This window comes from Demequina sp. TMPB413 (genome assembly GCF_020447105.2).
Taxonomy (GTDB): domain Bacteria; phylum Actinomycetota; class Actinomycetes; order Actinomycetales; family Demequinaceae; genus Demequina.
The window spans coordinates 501,212-515,622 of the sequence record NZ_CP096184.1 but is presented as its reverse complement, the minus strand read 5'-3'; the positions used below and the strand labels follow the sequence as shown (position 1 = coordinate 515,622).

At 66.0% G+C, this 14,411-nt stretch carries 12 protein-coding genes; 6 read left to right on the top strand and 6 right to left on the bottom strand.

From position 1 onward, the window contains the following. Window positions 1-99: 99 nt before the first annotated feature. Window positions 100-825 carry a VIT family protein gene (locus LGT36_RS02395; RefSeq protein WP_226097465.1) on the top strand — a complete coding sequence of 242 codons (726 nt, stop codon included), beginning with the start codon at window positions 100-102 and terminating at the stop codon, window positions 823-825. Here LGT36_RS02395 and LGT36_RS02390 read toward each other — a convergent pair. Next, a complete protein-coding gene (locus LGT36_RS02390) occupies window positions 822-1,883 on the bottom strand; it encodes a biotin/lipoate A/B protein ligase family protein (RefSeq protein WP_226097466.1) in 1,062 nt (353 codons plus the stop codon). The two genes, LGT36_RS02395 and LGT36_RS02390, sit on opposite strands and share 4 nt — an antisense overlap. A gap of 69 nt (window positions 1,884-1,952) precedes the next feature. After that, entirely contained in the window at window positions 1,953-3,554 is a 1,602-nt protein-coding gene (gene cimA, locus LGT36_RS02385; protein ID WP_226097467.1) for a citramalate synthase, read from the bottom strand. 451 nt (window positions 3,555-4,005) lie between these two features. On the opposite strand from cimA, the gene LGT36_RS02380 reads away from it, so the two are divergent. Next, window positions 4,006-6,573 carry a PAS domain-containing sensor histidine kinase gene (locus tag LGT36_RS02380; protein WP_226097468.1) on the top strand — a complete coding sequence of 856 codons (2,568 nt, stop codon included), beginning with the start codon at window positions 4,006-4,008 and terminating at the stop codon, window positions 6,571-6,573. After that, a complete protein-coding gene (locus LGT36_RS02375) occupies window positions 6,570-7,775 on the top strand; it encodes an EAL domain-containing protein (RefSeq protein WP_226097469.1) in 1,206 nt (401 codons plus the stop codon). Before LGT36_RS02380 ends, LGT36_RS02375 begins: the two co-directional genes overlap by 4 nt. On the opposite strand, the gene LGT36_RS02370 is transcribed toward LGT36_RS02375, so the two are convergent. Further along, window positions 7,772-8,302, bottom strand: coding sequence for a M48 family metallopeptidase (locus LGT36_RS02370; protein WP_226097470.1), 531 nt, complete (start codon window positions 8,300-8,302; stop codon window positions 7,772-7,774). The genes LGT36_RS02375 and LGT36_RS02370 overlap by 4 nt on opposite strands. 25 nt (window positions 8,303-8,327) lie before the next feature. After that, window positions 8,328-8,933: a TetR/AcrR family transcriptional regulator gene (locus tag LGT36_RS02365; RefSeq protein ID WP_226097471.1), complete on the bottom strand. Its 606-nt coding sequence runs from the start codon at window positions 8,931-8,933 to the stop codon at window positions 8,328-8,330. Window positions 8,934-9,000: 67 nt separating this feature from the next. Here LGT36_RS02365 and LGT36_RS02360 point away from each other — a divergent pair, with 67 nt between their 5' ends. Further along, window positions 9,001-10,260 carry an alpha-amylase family glycosyl hydrolase gene (locus LGT36_RS02360; RefSeq protein ID WP_305881765.1) on the top strand — a complete coding sequence of 420 codons (1,260 nt, stop codon included), beginning with the start codon at window positions 9,001-9,003 and terminating at the stop codon, window positions 10,258-10,260. Here the strand turns inward: LGT36_RS02360 and LGT36_RS02355 are convergent. Continuing rightward, window positions 10,257-10,904 (bottom strand): NADPH-dependent F420 reductase, encoded by a 648-nt coding sequence (locus LGT36_RS02355; protein WP_226097472.1) that lies wholly within the window; start codon window positions 10,902-10,904, stop codon window positions 10,257-10,259. The genes LGT36_RS02360 and LGT36_RS02355 overlap by 4 nt on opposite strands. 97 nt (window positions 10,905-11,001) lie before the next feature. Between LGT36_RS02355 and LGT36_RS02350 the strand changes: the two genes are divergently transcribed. Continuing rightward, entirely contained in the window at window positions 11,002-11,571 is a 570-nt protein-coding gene (locus tag LGT36_RS02350) for an RNA polymerase sigma factor (RefSeq protein WP_226097473.1), read from the top strand. Then, window positions 11,568-12,494 (top strand): endolytic transglycosylase MltG, encoded by a 927-nt coding sequence (locus LGT36_RS02345; protein WP_226097474.1) that lies wholly within the window; start codon window positions 11,568-11,570, stop codon window positions 12,492-12,494. Before LGT36_RS02350 ends, LGT36_RS02345 begins: the two co-directional genes overlap by 4 nt. A 28-nt stretch (window positions 12,495-12,522) precedes the next feature. On the opposite strand, the gene LGT36_RS02340 is transcribed toward LGT36_RS02345, so the two are convergent. After that, complete coding sequence (locus tag LGT36_RS02340; RefSeq protein WP_226097475.1) at window positions 12,523-14,334, bottom strand: long-chain fatty acid--CoA ligase; 1,812 nt, start codon at window positions 14,332-14,334, stop codon at window positions 12,523-12,525. Between the last annotated feature and the right edge of the window lie 77 nt (window positions 14,335-14,411).

Genomic DNA, 14,411 nt, shown 5'->3' with positions numbered 1-14,411 from the left:
GCGGGCCCGCGCGGCGACGCGTCGGCCGCGCCCGCACCTCGAACCCAAGCAAGGTCCCCCTTCCTAGAAGCGCGACCGGCGCGGCGCTAGCCTGTCCCCATGGCCAAGTCCACGCACAAAGCAGACCTCTTCAGGGGCCCCGATGAGGCGGATATTTCCGCGCGCCTGAACTGGTTGCGAGCAGGAGTTCTCGGAGCAAACGACGGCATCGTCTCCATCGCCGCGCTGCTCGTGGGTGTGGCGGCGGCAACCACCGACGCGAAGGTGATTTTCACGGCCGCGATGGCTGGCATCGCCGCCGGTGCCCTGTCGATGGGAGTGGGCGAGTACGTGTCCGTCTCCAGCCAACGCGACGCGGAGGACGCTCAGTTGGCGCGAGAGCGGATTTGGCAGAAGGCGCGTCCCGCGTGGGAGCTCGAGCAGTTGGTGCGACTCAACATGGAGACCGGCATGTCAGAGGCGACCGCCAGGCAAGCCGCCATGGAGCAGCATGAGCACGACCCGCTGACGATTCACGCCAAAATGCACCTCGGCATCGACCCCGACGAGTTGACCAATCCGCTTGCGGCCGGGATCGCGTCGCTGATCGCTTTCACGGTGGGCGGCATCGCTCCCCTGCTCACCATCCTGCTGCTGCCGGACCACTTGCGAGTCCCGCTGACCTTTGTGGCGGTGCTGGTCGCGCTCGCCGGCACCGGTTATGCGTCGGCGCGCATCGGCTACGCGCCAGCGACTCGCGCCGTGCTGCGCAACATCACAGGTGGCGCCGCCGCCATGGCGATCACGTACGGCATCGGCCTGCTCGTCGGCAACGTCAACATCTAGGGGACGACGTTGATCCACTCCGGCGTGGAGAACTTCGCTTTCACGAGGTCCTGAGCCTTCGCAAGTTCGGCCTCGGTGACGGCGCCTGGCGTGGTGGCGTAGCGCGAGGCGAAGTGCACCAGGAACGCCTCGATGATCGCCTCGCGCGCCATGCCCGTCTGGCTTCGCAGCGGGTCCACTCGCTTGTTCGCGCTCTTGGTGCCCTTGTCCGACAGTTTCTCGCGGCCGATGCGGAGCACCTGAAGCATCGCGTCGGCGTCGATGTTGTAGGCCATCGTGACGTGGTGAAGCACGGCGCCGGAGGTGTACCGCTTCTGAGCAGCACCCGCGATCTTGCCAGCCGGTGAGGCGATGTCGTTGAGCGGCACATACGTCGCTTGAATCCCCACCTCTCTCAGGGCGCCGAGCACCCAGTCATCAAGAAAGGCATAGGATTGCTCAAAGCTCAGCCCCTCCACCAACGAGGTGGGCACGTACAGCGAGTACGTGATCGTGTTGCCTGGCTGGATGAACATGGCGCCGCCACCGGAGACACGGCGCGTCACGGTGATGTCGTGAGCCGCGGCGCCGTCGGCGTCGATCTCATTGCGCACCGATTGGAACGACCCGATCACCACGGTATTGCGCTCCCACTCCCAGATGCGCAGTGCCGGCCCCCGCTCGCCAGTGCCGACGCCTTGAGCGATCACATCGTCGAGCGCCATCTGCAGATGCGGTTCGCGCGGCACGTCGTGGATGACCTCAAACGTGTGGTCGTGCCAGCTCGTGGCATGACCGAGCGCACGGCGCACCGCGATCGCGACCGCCTCTGGACTGAAGCCAATGAACTGGGCATCGGGCCCGGCAGCCCTCGCAACGTCGGCCGCCATGTGGGCCACCGCCGTGGACGTAGGTAGCCCTAAGAGCGCGGCGTTGATCGCCAGTAACGCCTCTGGAGGCTCCAGGAAGAAGTCTCCCGAGATCACGGCCTCACTCAGCGCCGCGTCTGCGCCGGACCCCTCAACCTCGACATCGGCGACCACCAGTTTGCCGCCAGGAATCTTGTATTCACCATGCACACCGTCCATTGTGCTCGCCCCCAGGAGCCCCGAAGCACGCGGCACTGCTCAGGGTCCGGGCAAAGCAGTTCAGGGGTTGGGCGCGACGCCCGCCTTGAGCAGTCCGTAGAACAGTGCCTCGGTGAGCGCCTCCCACGACGCCTCGATGACGTTAGGCCCCACGCCCACGGTGCGCCACGTGTAACCAGAGTCGGTGTCGACGGTGGTGATGAGCACCCGTGTCACGGCGTCAGTGCCGTGACACGCGTCCATGATGCGCACCTTGAAGTCGATCAGTTCGAAGCGCGCAATCTCCGGGTACACGGACACGAGCGCTTGCCTCAGCGCGTGGTCGAGCGCGTTGACAGGCCCGTTTCCCTCGCCGACGGTGAGAAGTCGCCTTCCCTCCCCCGCCCGCAGCTTGACGACGGCTTCCGCGTCGGCCTCCCTCGGGTCGCCAGGGGCGGATGCCACGTGAACTGCCCACGTCTCCACGTCCCAGAACCGGGGCGACTCGCCCAACTCGTGGCGCAGCAACAACTCGAAGGAAGCGTCGGCCGCGTCGAAGGTGTAGCCCGCGGCCTCGGCCGCCTTCACGCGGTCGGTCACGCGCCCCAGCAACTCAGACTGACCGCTCAGGTCGAAGCCAAGCTCTTTGCCCTTGAGTTCGATCGACGCGCGGCCAGCCATCTCCGAGACGAGCATCCGCATGTCATTGCCCACGTGCGAGGGGTCGGTGTGCTGGTAAAGATCGGGGTCGATCTTGATGGCAGAGGCGTGCAGGCCCGCCTTGTGTGCGAAGGCAGACGCTCCCACGTACGGCTGACGCGGGTACGGCGCGATGTTGGTGATCTCTGAGATGGCGTGCGAGATACGGGTCGATTCGGCGAGGCCGTCGCCCTTCAGCGCGATCGCGCCGCGCTTGATCTCGAGGTTCGCTGCGACCGCCACGAGGTCTGCATTGCCCGTGCGCTCCCCGTAGCCGTTCACACAGCCCTGTACGTGGGTCGCGCCGGCGGCCACCGCCGCCATCGTATTGGCCACCGCGCAGCCGGAGTCGTTGTGCGCGTGCATGCCGAGCGGGGCCTCCGTGTGAGACTTCACGCTGGTCACGATTCCTGCGACGTCGTCGGGAAGCATCCCGCCGTTGGTGTCACACAGCACCAACGCCGACGCTCCCCCCGCCTGACCGGCGAGGAGCGCCTTGACGGCGTAGTCGGGGTCGAAGCGGTAGCCGTCGAAGAAGTGCTCGGCGTCGAGAATGACCCTGCGCCCTTCGCTCACGAGGAACGCGACCGTCTCCTCGATCATCCGCAGGTTCTCGTCGCCGCTGACGCGCAGCGCCCGCTCGGCGTGACGGATGTCCGACTTGGCCACCAGCGTGATGATGGGCGCCTCGGAGTCGAGCAACGCGCGCACTTGTGGGTCATTGTTGGCCGTCGCGTCGCCGCGGCGCGTCATGCCGAAGGCCGCAAACTGCGCGTGGGTGAAGGAGAGCTCCTTGTGGACGAGGCCAAAGAACTCGGTGTCCTTGGGAACAGCACCGGGCCAGCCGCCCTCGATGACGCCGACGCCGAGCTCATCGAGCAAGGCGGCGATGGCCATCTTGTCCGCCACAGACAGGTTCATGCCCTCTTGCTGGGCGCCGTCGCGCAGCGTCGTGTCGTAGATCTCTACAGTGAGATCGGCCATGGTCGTCTCCTCGGTCAACAGGTGCTCCGCGCTGCCATCATCCCAACAAAAAAGCCCCCCAAAGGCATCGGGAGGCTGCGCGTCGGGAGTTCCGACGCGCTACGGAATGATGATTGCGGTATACATCGCCCTCATTGTGGCACAAGGACCCTGCGAGGCAACCGTCCGACGACAGAGCCTGCCGCGCCCACTGTGAAATCCGCCATCTTTCAGGCGGGATTTGGTGGCCTCTCCACACTTCTTAGTAGGTTCACGAAGTAGCGCGCCCCTACGATGGTGATATGACCGCGCGCAGCGCCGCCGCGACGTCACGTCGTGGCCGAGGTGTCCCCCTCGCGCCGGAAGACCAGAGGGGCGGTCAATAGTGCCCCAAGATGGTTTCCGTAGCCCCGCCAGACTTGGACTGTGCGCCCTGGTCCTGGCGGCGACCCTGGCCAACTTCGCTCTCGATGTGAGCCTCCCATCCAGCTACAACGTGGCCACTCTGTACGCGGTGACCGTGATCGCTGTCGCAGGGCTGGGGCACCGCACGCGCTCGGTGTGGTGGGCTGCGATCGGCACCACGGCACTCACGTGGGCCGGCTTGCTCCTTACCTGGTCCGCCACCGACGATCATCATCAAGCGGAGACGCTGATTGAGCGTGGTGTGGCAACCGTCCTGATTGCGCTGTCGGCGCTCGTCATGACCCTCATGCTGGCGCGCGACCGTGAGAATCTGCGCTTGGGGAGCCAACTGCTCCAGGCCGAGGCTGATCGGGAGGCCGACCAACGCATGCTGGCCGCCGCCAGCGCGGTCGCAGCGATTGGCACCTGGTCGGTCAACCGCGGCGACAACTCGGTGGTCTGGTCAGACACCGCCGCTGCGATGCATGGTCGGCCCGCCGGATATCAGCCAACGTCGCAGGAGCTATTCGACTACCTCAGCCCCGAGGACGCGGCGCGATTCGCCGAGGCAATCGACGCGGCATGGGCGGACGGCACTCCCTTCAGGGAAGAGTTGCTCATCACGCTTCCGGACGGCGTTCAACGATGGATCGTGGCCATGGGCGAGACGCTGCGCGGCGACGACGACGCCGTTCGCCGCGTTCACGGCACGGTTCAGGACATCACCCCGTGGAAGCTCGCTGAGATCGCCGCGTCCGCTCAGGGCCACCGCTTCTCCCAACTCACCGCGAAGCTCCCCATCATCGTGTGGACGGCCGACGCCGACGGCCGGATCGACTACTTCAACGATGCGCTGTTGGAATACACCGGCGCCTCAGAAGAGGACCTCCTCGCCGACCAGTGGGTTTCTGCTGTCCACCCGGCAGACCTTGACGATGTCGCTGCTCAGTGGTCACGCGCGGTGGCCACAGGAGACCCGTACGACGTGGAGTTCCGGGTGCGAGGCGCTGACGGCGGCTATCGCTGGCATCACGTGGCCGCCCAACCAGAGAAGGATGCGGCAGGCCGAGTCGTGCGCTGGTGGGGCAGTTCGATCAACGTCGACGCCACTCGCCAACTCCGTCAGCATGCGGATGAACTCGCGGCAGAGCGCAAAGTGATTCTCGACAGCATGACGGACGGGGTGTGCGCCCTCGACGAGGACTGGCGCGTCCGCTACGTGAACCGGAGCGCTGAGAGAATCCTCGGCAGAAGCTACGACGAACTTGTCGGCTCGCTGGTGTGGGACGTCTTCCCCACGTCGTTGGAGGATCCCGTGCATCGCGCCTTCACCCTCGCGATGGAAGAGGGCACGGCGCAGCAGCTCAGTTTCCACAGTTCGAGCCTGGGCAAATGGCTGGAGCTGTCGATCACGCGCAACACAGAGGGCGTCACCGCGTTCTTGCGCGACATCACTGAGGTGCACCAACTGGGTGACCGGCTCGCCCAGGCACAACGGCTCGAGGCAGTGGGTCAGCTCACCGGCGGCATCGCTCATGACTTCAATAACCTGCTCACCGTGGTCCTTGGGGGCGCCGACGCGCTGACGGGGGACGATCTCGTGACTGGCGAGGCGCGGGAGATGGCAGAGATGATCGCGAAGGCCGCCGAGCGTGGAGCCGAACTGACACACCGCTTGCTGGCGTTCGCGCGACGCCAACCGCTCGAGCCGCGTTCGGTTGATCTGAGCCAGCTGATCGAGGCGCTCGGTCCCCTCCTCCACCGCACGCTTGGCGAAGACATCTCGATGGAAGTCCTGCCTTCCGACGACGCATGCTTTGCGGAGGCCGACCCCGGTCAATTCGAGAGCGCACTCCTCAACCTTGCGATCAATGCGCGAGACGCGATGCCTCGCGGCGGATCACTCACCATCGAGACCGACGTTGTCACGTTGGACGAGGCGTACTCGACCGGCCATGTCGAAGTAGACCCCGGCACGTACGTGGTCACCACCGTCACCGACTCGGGAACTGGCATCCCACCTGAACACCTCGATCGCCTCTTTGAGCCGTTCTTCACCACGAAAGAGACCGGAAAGGGCTCCGGTCTTGGTCTCGCGATGGTGTGGGGGTTTGTCAAGCAGAGCAACGGCCACTTGACCGTGTACTCCGAGCAGGGCTACGGCACCTCCTTCAAGATGTATCTCCCGGCCACAGACGTACTACCTGACCCCGCAGAAGACGCCCTCCGCGCGCCTCACACGGAAGCGGTTTCCGGCGTCATCCTGATCGCAGAAGACGACGACCTCGTGCGGCAGTTCGCTACCGACCGCTTGCGGGCACGGGGCTATGAGGTAGTCGAAGCGTCATCGGGACCCGAAGCGTTGGATCGACTACACACCATGGAGCGCCTCGACTTGCTCTTCACCGATGTCATCATGCCCGGCGGAATGACCGGCAGGGACCTCGCAGAGGCGGTGCTTGCCCAGCGCCCTGGCCTGCCGGTGCTCTACGCGTCCGGCTACACGGAGAACGTGATCGTCCACAATGGCAGACTGGATCGAGGGGTCCAATTGCTTGCCAAACCCTACTCGGCGCACCACCTGATCGGACGCGTCGGCGAATTACTGAACCCGCCCGCGATGGAGGCCGAATGAACGACCCAAACGCGCGCGGTCGAGTGCTCGCGATTGACGACGATCACCTCGTGGGCGCCATGCTCGCCGCTCACGCGAAGGCCGCAGGCTTCGACGCCAAGGTCACAGACAGTCCGGAGGAGTTCTACGCGCTCGCGACCGCATGGAAGCCGACGTTCGTGGTGGTCGACCTGGTCATGGGCGCCGTGGACGGGCTCGCGGTACTCAAACGACTCGCCGAACTGAAGTCGGATGCGGCCGTGATCATCACCAGTGGAATGGGCAGCAAAATCCTCGACTCGGCACGGCAGTTCGCCGCGGCGAGTGGGCTCGCCTATGGCGGCGTGCTCCACAAGCCGTTCAGACGGGCCGACGTGGCCGCCGTTCTCGCGGCCGGCGCTCATGCCCCCGAACGCCTTGACCCAGCGCTCGACGTGCTCGAGTCGTGGGACGCGGCCACCTTTGAGCGCGAACTTCGCGCCGCAGCGGCCAACGACCATCTGCGGGTGGTCTTTCAACCCAAGGTGTCGTGTGCCCAAGGGACGGTGACGGGTTTCGAGGCGCTCGTGCGCTGGTATCACCCCACCGTCGGGCTGATCCCTCCCGTGAGTTTCATTCCCCGCGCCGAGAGCATGCATCTTGTCAGTATCGTGACCGACGCCGTCATTGCGCGGGCGCTGTCATGGTTCGGTCGCTCGCGGGCACACACCGCCGAAAGACTCGCGATCAATATCTCGGCCTCCGAGTTGTCGGGACCAGGTCTGGGCAAGAGACTGCTCGCCGCCTGCTCCCAGGCTGGCATCGCTCCCGAGCGGATCGTCCTGGAGGTCACCGAGACCAGTGCGGTTGCTGACGTCGCCGACTCCCTCGAGGTGCTCACTCGCCTTCGCCTCGACGGCTTCCAGTTGTCGATCGACGACTTCGGCACCGGCTACTCGTCCATGATCCAGCTCTCCAACCTCCCGTTCAGCGAAGTCAAGATCGACCGATCGTTTGTGCGTAATCTTGGCCAATCACTGCCAGCAGATGTCATGGTGCGGTCGATGCTGCAACTGAGCCGCGGTTTGGGACTGGAGTCAACGGCCGAGGGAGTCGAGACGGCAGCCGCGCTTGCCGTGCTGAGCGAGATGGATTGCGACTTCGCCCAGGGCTATCACATCGGCTATCCCATGGACGAGCACGAACTGGAGCAGTGGCTCGCCACGCAGGAGCAGAAGCCCTAGTTGCCGTTGAGAACCCTCCTGCGCAGTCGCCAGTCGGGCAGGAAGGCGTCCATGACCGCGTAGAACTTCGCGTTGTGGCCGCGCTCGATCAGGTGGGCCAGTTCATGCACGATCACGTACTCCAGCAGGGCGACGTCGCGTTGTGCGAGCTCCAGGTTGAGGGTGATGCGGCGCGTCTGCGTATTGCACGTCCCCCATCGAGACGTCATGCGCCGGATCGTGACCTCGGGCATAGCGAGTCCCATGATCTCCGCCCAGTGCTCCACCATCGGTGGAGCGGACGCCTTGAGACGCTGGCGCAGTAGTTCGGTCTGGGGCCCAGGCTGCAGGGGCAGCGGCTGGCCAGCGAGCCGCTCCTGGTGCTTCGCGATCCACGCCGCCTTGCCGGACACGAAGGCGACGATGGCGGACTCGGGTACGTGGCGGGGCGCGCTCACCACGACCTCGCCGTGAGGGGCCTTCACCGTCAGGCGCAGGTTCTTGATGCGCTTGCGACGTAGCGTGTAGTCGGGGATGTCCGCTGGCATGGTGGATTTAGCGTACGCCGCCGTGTCAGGCGTCCCAGTCCCCCAACGCGCCTTCGAGCGCACCGAGGCAGGTCTCCACGAGCGCGTCCCGCTCGGAGTCGGGGCAGCCTCTATCGATCCATGCGACGCATGCCGCGTCCACGAAGCCCATGAATCCCCACAGGGCGTACTCGTGGCGCACGTCTTCGCGCGGGGCAAGCATCGAGCGCAAGCCTTCTACGTAGCGGGACCGTGCCTGCGCCCGCACCCGCGCGGCCTCTCGTGGCTCTCCCGCGATGGCGTCAGGGCGCGCATGTTGGGAGTTCGCCTTGATGAAATCCGCGTAGGCGCGCGTGGTCAGCCGCAACTGAGCCATGACAGGCTGCCCAGGGCCCGCGGCGGCAACGACTCGCTCCTGCTCGGCAGCAAGCGCCGCAAGGGCCCGCTCCATGAGTTCCGCGTACAGCTCCGCCTTCGTGGGGAAATACCGGAAGACGAGCGCCTCCGACGCACCCGCCGCGTCCGCAATCTCGCTCATCGTGGCCTCTGCGTACGACTTCTCGCTGAAGACCAGCCTCGCCGCTTCGAGCAGTTCCTCTCGCCTGGCGGCGGGATCAAGCCTGCGGCGCGGGGTGGGAGTCTCTGACGTCATGTCGCAGATCATATCCTTATTGAGTTAGACTCAGCAACGAACCAACCTCGTCACAAGGGAGCACCGCATGTCATTGAGCGATCGCGTCTGGTGGCACGTCTACCCGCTCGGCTTTGCGGGCGCCCCCATCACGCCCTCCCCCGCCCCGCACGCGTCGGCCGCCCCAGCGCACGCAACCGAAGCACCCGTCGGCGACGGCCTCAACCGCATCACCGCGTGGCTCGACTACGCCGCCGGCCTCGGCTTCACCGGCCTGCTGCTCGGGCCCATCTTCGCCTCGTCCACCCACGGCTACGACACCCTCGACCACCGCCACATCGATCCCCGCCTGGGCACACTCGACGACTTCATCAAGCTCGCCGCCGCATGCCGCGAGCGCGATATCGCGCTGGTGCTGGACGGCGTGTTCAACCATGTGGGTTCGGAACACAGGTGGGTAGGCGAGGCGCTCGCGGCAGGGCCGGACGCCGACGCCACGGTCGCCGTGGATTGGTCGACGGGAGAACCCCAGCTAGGCACCTTCGAGGGGCACGACGCCCTGGTCACGCTCAACCATGGCTCGCCGCGCGTCGTTGCCGAGGTCGCCGACATCATGAGCCTGTGGCTCGACCGCGGAGCGTCGGGGTGGCGCCTTGACGCCGCCTACGCGGCACCCACCGACTTCTGGGCGGCCGCGATCAGTACGGTCAAGGAGTCGCATCCAGACTCATGGTTCCTTGGCGAGGTCATTCACGGCGATTACCAGGGATTTGTGAGAGATTCCGGCGTGGACACGGTCACGCAATACGAGTTGTGGAAGGCGATCTGGAGCTCCCTGGTGGAACACAATCTCTTCGAACTCGACTGGACGCTCACGCGACACGGAGAGTTCTGCGAGGACTTCACGCCCGCGACCTTCGTGGGCAACCACGACGTCACGCGCATCGCCTCGCGGGTGGGGCGCGAAGGCGCGGTCGCGGCCATGCGGATTCTCATGACGCTGCCGGGCACGCCGTTCATCTACTACGGAGACGAGATCGGCGCCGAGGGCGTCAAAGAGGAACGCGCGGGCGGGGACGACGCCGTCAGGCCGGAGTACCCGCCCCCTCCCCCGTCGACGTGGCCGCCGGACGAAGCCGCCGCCGAAGTTCTTGACGCGCACCGGGAGGCGATCGCGCTGCGGCGCGCGCGCCCGTGGCTCGCGACTGCGACAGTGACCGTGGAGCACCTCGAGAACGAGCGACTCACATACGTGGTCAGCGGCGACCGCGCGGGTGAGGCGCTCCGCGTGGAGGTGGACCTCACGGAGTCACCCAGCGTCAGCGTCACCCCCGCCGTCGCGGACTAAACCTGCTGCACCCTTTCGGTGCGCGCCACCAAATCCCGCAATTCGTCTGCCGTGGTCCGCTTGCCGTAGGCGAGCGTGTCGCGCTCCACGCGCCAGGACTCGCTCAAGGGCCCCAGGTCGACCGCGTCATAACCCAGGCCATCCAGGAAAGCGACCACGTCCGCCTTGGCTCCCTCGTCGTCGCCAGCGATGGGAAGCGCACGCCTGTTAGGCGTGCCGGCAGGGCTCCCGTCGGTGGGGATCTGCGCGGCGTAAATGTTGTTGAACACCTTGACCACGTGACTGTCCGCCAAGTGCTCTTGGAGCAACTCCGACGTGGTCGCCTCGTTGGCATCGAGGCGCTCAATGCGGCCGTCGCGCTCCGGGTAGTAGTTGTTCGCGTCCAGCACGACCTTGCCGGCCAGCGGCGCCGCTGGGATGTCGCCGATGCTCTTCAAAGGGATCGCAACCAGCACCATCTCGCCTGCGGCAGCGGCTTCCTCCGTGGTGGCCGCCCTTGCTTGCGGCCCCAGTTCGCGCACCAGATTGGCGAGCGTTTCGGGGCCCCTCGAGTTGGACACGACCACATCGTGGCCCGCCGCAATGGCGGCTCGCGCGACGTTCGTACCGATGTTTCCTGCGCCAATGAATCCAAGAGTTGTCATGTGACGCGTCAACCTCAGGCGACCTCTTCTGATTCCCGCCCCAACCCCAGCGAGGCGGACTGCGTACTACCGGCATGACACACGTAAGGATGGATTCATGAGTTCATGGTCACGAGCGCTCGATGAGCTGGTCAGGGAACGGGGCGCCGCGCTTTTCGGCTATGCCTACGTGCTGACAGGGAACGCCGCCGACGCCGAAGACCTGGTGCAGTCGGCCCTCGTGCGCACGTTCCGTAGCGGCAAGGCCACCCGCGGTATTGATACGACGCATGCGTACGTGAAGCGGGCCATCGCGTCGGCGTTCGTGGACGGAGGCAGGCGCGCCAAGGCGAGACCCCAGCGTCAGCATGGCGACGCTGGCGACCTTGGTGGCGCTGAACACGTCGCGCCCACCAGCGACCCCTCGGACTCCGTGGCGGCATCACTCGACTTTCATGCGGCGTTGCTCACCTTGCCGCCCCGCGAGCGCGCCTGCGTGGTGTTGAGATACCTCGAGGACAGGCCGGTAGCGGGCGTCGCCGCAGAGCTCAACCTCGCCACCGGCACCGTGAAGCGCTATCTCGCCGACGCGACCGCGAAGCTGCGCGTAGCGCTCGCCGACGTGGAGTTTCCTGAGGAACCCGGCGTCACAGTACTCACTCACCACGATGCAGGAGGATCACGATGATCAACGCACACGAACACCTCAGTTCCATTGAACGGCTCGGTGCCGCGCAGTTTGCGAGCACTGGCCTGGCCACCAGCCACCGCGCGGTGACGCACAAGGTGCGGGTGCAGCGCACGGTGCGGGCCTCCGCGGGCGCCGTCGCCAGCGTCGGCGTCGTCGGGGCTGGAACCTGGGGCGCCCTGTCGCTCCTAGATGGCTCCGCAGACATGGCGGCGCCAGGAAGCGCGACACTGGCGAGCCCGACGGCGGTGCCCAGCGAGACGCCCACAGCGTCGGCCGTCACGTTTGAAGAAGTCTCGTTCCCTGTCGGGGAACGTCTGGATGACTGGGTCGCGGCGAACGCCGCCACGCTCGGCGTCGACGAGGAGGCACTGCTGACGGCCCTCGCGGCTGCCGCTCCTGGCGACGCTAACCCCGAGGGCTGGATCAAGGCCGGCTCGTACACCATCGCGCCAGACTCGAGCGCGGTAGACATCGCCGAGGCGCTCATCGCGCCGAGGATCGCGCAGTTTGAGGCCCTCGGGGTGCCAGAGGACCAGCGTCAGGCCGTGCTCACGACGGCCTCGATTCTTCAGGCGGAGATCCCACTCGAGGCGGACATGCCCACGGCGGCCCGCGTCCTCCAGAACCGCCTCAATCAAGGGCTCATGCTGCAGGTCGACTCACCGATCTTCTACGTGGTGCGGCCCGATATCAACGTCGTGTCCGACGATGGCTTCCTGATCGACAGCCCCTACAACACGTACATGTACGAGGGCCTGCCGCCATCAGCGATCAACTCGCCTTCCGACGCCGCGATCGATGCGGCGCTCCACCCAGCAGAAGGCGACTGGTTGTACTTCGTCGTCGTCGATAGTGAGACGCGCTTTGCGACCACCTTCGAGGAGCACCTGGCCAATCTCGAAGAGATTCAGCCGCAGTAGAGAACGTCTTCCCAGGGCTAGGGGGCGGTTAAGCCTCGCCCCCGGCCTTGGGAAAGGCGCGCGAGTAGATGTCTTCGACAACGTCGGCGAAGTGCGTGAGGACCACGTCGCGGCGGATCTTGAGCGAAGCGGTGAGCTCCTCGCGCGTCTCCGACAGGCCGCGAGGCAGAATGCGGTACTCCTTGATCGCCTCCGCGCGGGACACGTGTTCATTCGCGGCGGCGATCGCGCGGCCGACGAGTTCACGGACCCGCTCGTTCATCGAGGCCTCCTCGACGTTCATCTCCGGGAGCTTGTGGGCGACGAGCCAGGCGGGCAGCAAGACCTCATCGAGCGCGACCAGCGCGGAGACGAAGTGCCTGCCCTCCCCCACCACCACGGTGTCTTGGATGGCCGGGTGCGAGCGCATCGCGTCTTCCAAGATGGCTGGCTGGACGTTCTTTCCTGAGGAAAGCACGAGCAGTTCCTTCTTGCGGCCGACGACGGTGAGGGTTCCGTCGTGAATCTCGCCGAGGTCGCCGGTGGCGAACCAGCCGTCGCGCATCACTTCGGCGGTGAGCTCCGGTGCATTCCAGTAGCCAGCGAAGGTGTTGATACCGCGCGTCAGGATCTCGCCGTCTTCTGCCAGCGTGAACTCGCCGCCCGCGATGGGCTGTCCCACGGTGCCCATGACGCCGATCTTGTCGGGAGAGCCCGCGTGAGCGGCCGTGGTCTCCGTGAGGCCGTAGCCCTGCAGCACCTCCACGCCCACCCCGCGGAAGAAGTGTCCGATCTCCGGCGTGAGGCGTGCGCCGCCCGCGAGCACGTAGGCCAGCTGACCGCCGAGCAGGTGGCGAATCTTGCCGAGCACCAGGCGGTCAGCAATGGCAAACTTCAGGTTGAGCCACGCCCCGGCGCCTCCGGTCTCACGCGCGAGGGACTTCTGGCGTGCCACTCGGGCGGACCATCGGAAGAGCACTTTGCGCACGCCCTTCATGGACGTGTCCGCGCGGTTGTAGATGGTCTCGAGAACCCTCGGCACCAGCGGCATCCAGGTGGGCTTGAACGATGCGAGGTCTGCGGCGAGCGTCTTGTGCGTAGGCGCGTAGCCCAGCACGGCCCCGGAACTGAGGGCAAGCACCATCACCAAGCGTGCGAAGACGTGCGCGAGCGGGAGGAACAGCAGTCCCCTCGTCTCGCCGCGCACAAAGCCACCAAAGTTCGGGTCAAGCTCCACGTTCTTCGCGTGCTCCACAAAGTTGCGATGCGTGAGCATTGCGCCCTTGGGCCGGCCGGTGGTGCCCGACGTGTAGATGATGGTGGCGAGGTCGGCCCCCACCACGTCGGCGGTGCACGCGTCGAGTTCGGCGTCCGAGACGCCCTTGCCCAGTTCCGTGAGCTCGTCCATCGCGGCCTGGTCGAGCCCGAACACTCTCGGTGCGCCATCAAGAGCAGCGAGAGTCTCGCGAGACTCGGCACGCTCGGCGGCGACCACCTTGATGCCGGCGTCGGCGATGATCCACGCGAATTGCGAGTCTGAGGACGAGGGGTAGATCGGCACCGTGACCCCGCCGGCGGCAAAGATCGCAAAGTCGACGATCGACCATTCGATGCGAGTCTCGCCCACGAGACCCACGCGATCGCCGGGCTTCACGCCCGCCGCGACCAGTCCCTTGGCCACGGCCCGGACGCGCGAGCGGTACTCGGCCAGCGTCACGGGAGACCATTCGCCCTGGTCGTTCTTGACCTCGGCGAATACCCGATCCGGCTCGGCATCAGCACGTTCGTTGAGCAAATCGGTGAGGTGCATACTCGCGGGGATGGAGGCGAGTCCTGGTGACGACAGCACTGTCTGAGTCATCGCACCATCATAACCTACGGGGGCGTAGGTTAGCGAAGAAGTGGCCGCTTGCGAGTGGCGCCGTCGCCCTCCCGCGA

Bases quoted from the DNA above. Each gene is read 5' to 3' on its own strand.
- cimA (WP_226097467.1), bottom strand. From the start codon at position 3,554: ATGGCCGATCTCACTGTAGAGATCTACGACACGACGCTGCGCGACGGC.
- LGT36_RS02375 (WP_226097469.1), top strand. From the start codon at position 6,570: ATGAACGACCCAAACGCGCGCGGTCGAGTGCTCGCGATTGACGACGAT.
- LGT36_RS02340 (WP_226097475.1), bottom strand. From the start codon at position 14,334: ATGACTCAGACAGTGCTGTCGTCACCAGGACTCGCCTCCATCCCCGCG.
- LGT36_RS02345 (WP_226097474.1), top strand. From the start codon at position 11,568: ATGATCAACGCACACGAACACCTCAGTTCCATTGAACGGCTCGGTGCC.
- LGT36_RS02370 (WP_226097470.1), bottom strand. From the start codon at position 8,302: ATGCCAGCGGACATCCCCGACTACACGCTACGTCGCAAGCGCATCAAG.
- LGT36_RS02355 (WP_226097472.1), bottom strand. From the start codon at position 10,904: ATGACAACTCTTGGATTCATTGGCGCAGGAAACATCGGTACGAACGTC.
- LGT36_RS02365 (WP_226097471.1), bottom strand. From the start codon at position 8,933: ATGACGTCAGAGACTCCCACCCCGCGCCGCAGGCTTGATCCCGCCGCC.
- LGT36_RS02360 (WP_305881765.1), top strand. From the start codon at position 9,001: ATGTCATTGAGCGATCGCGTCTGGTGGCACGTCTACCCGCTCGGCTTT.
- LGT36_RS02395 (WP_226097465.1), top strand. From the start codon at position 100: ATGGCCAAGTCCACGCACAAAGCAGACCTCTTCAGGGGCCCCGATGAG.
- LGT36_RS02350 (WP_226097473.1), top strand. From the start codon at position 11,002: ATGAGTTCATGGTCACGAGCGCTCGATGAGCTGGTCAGGGAACGGGGC.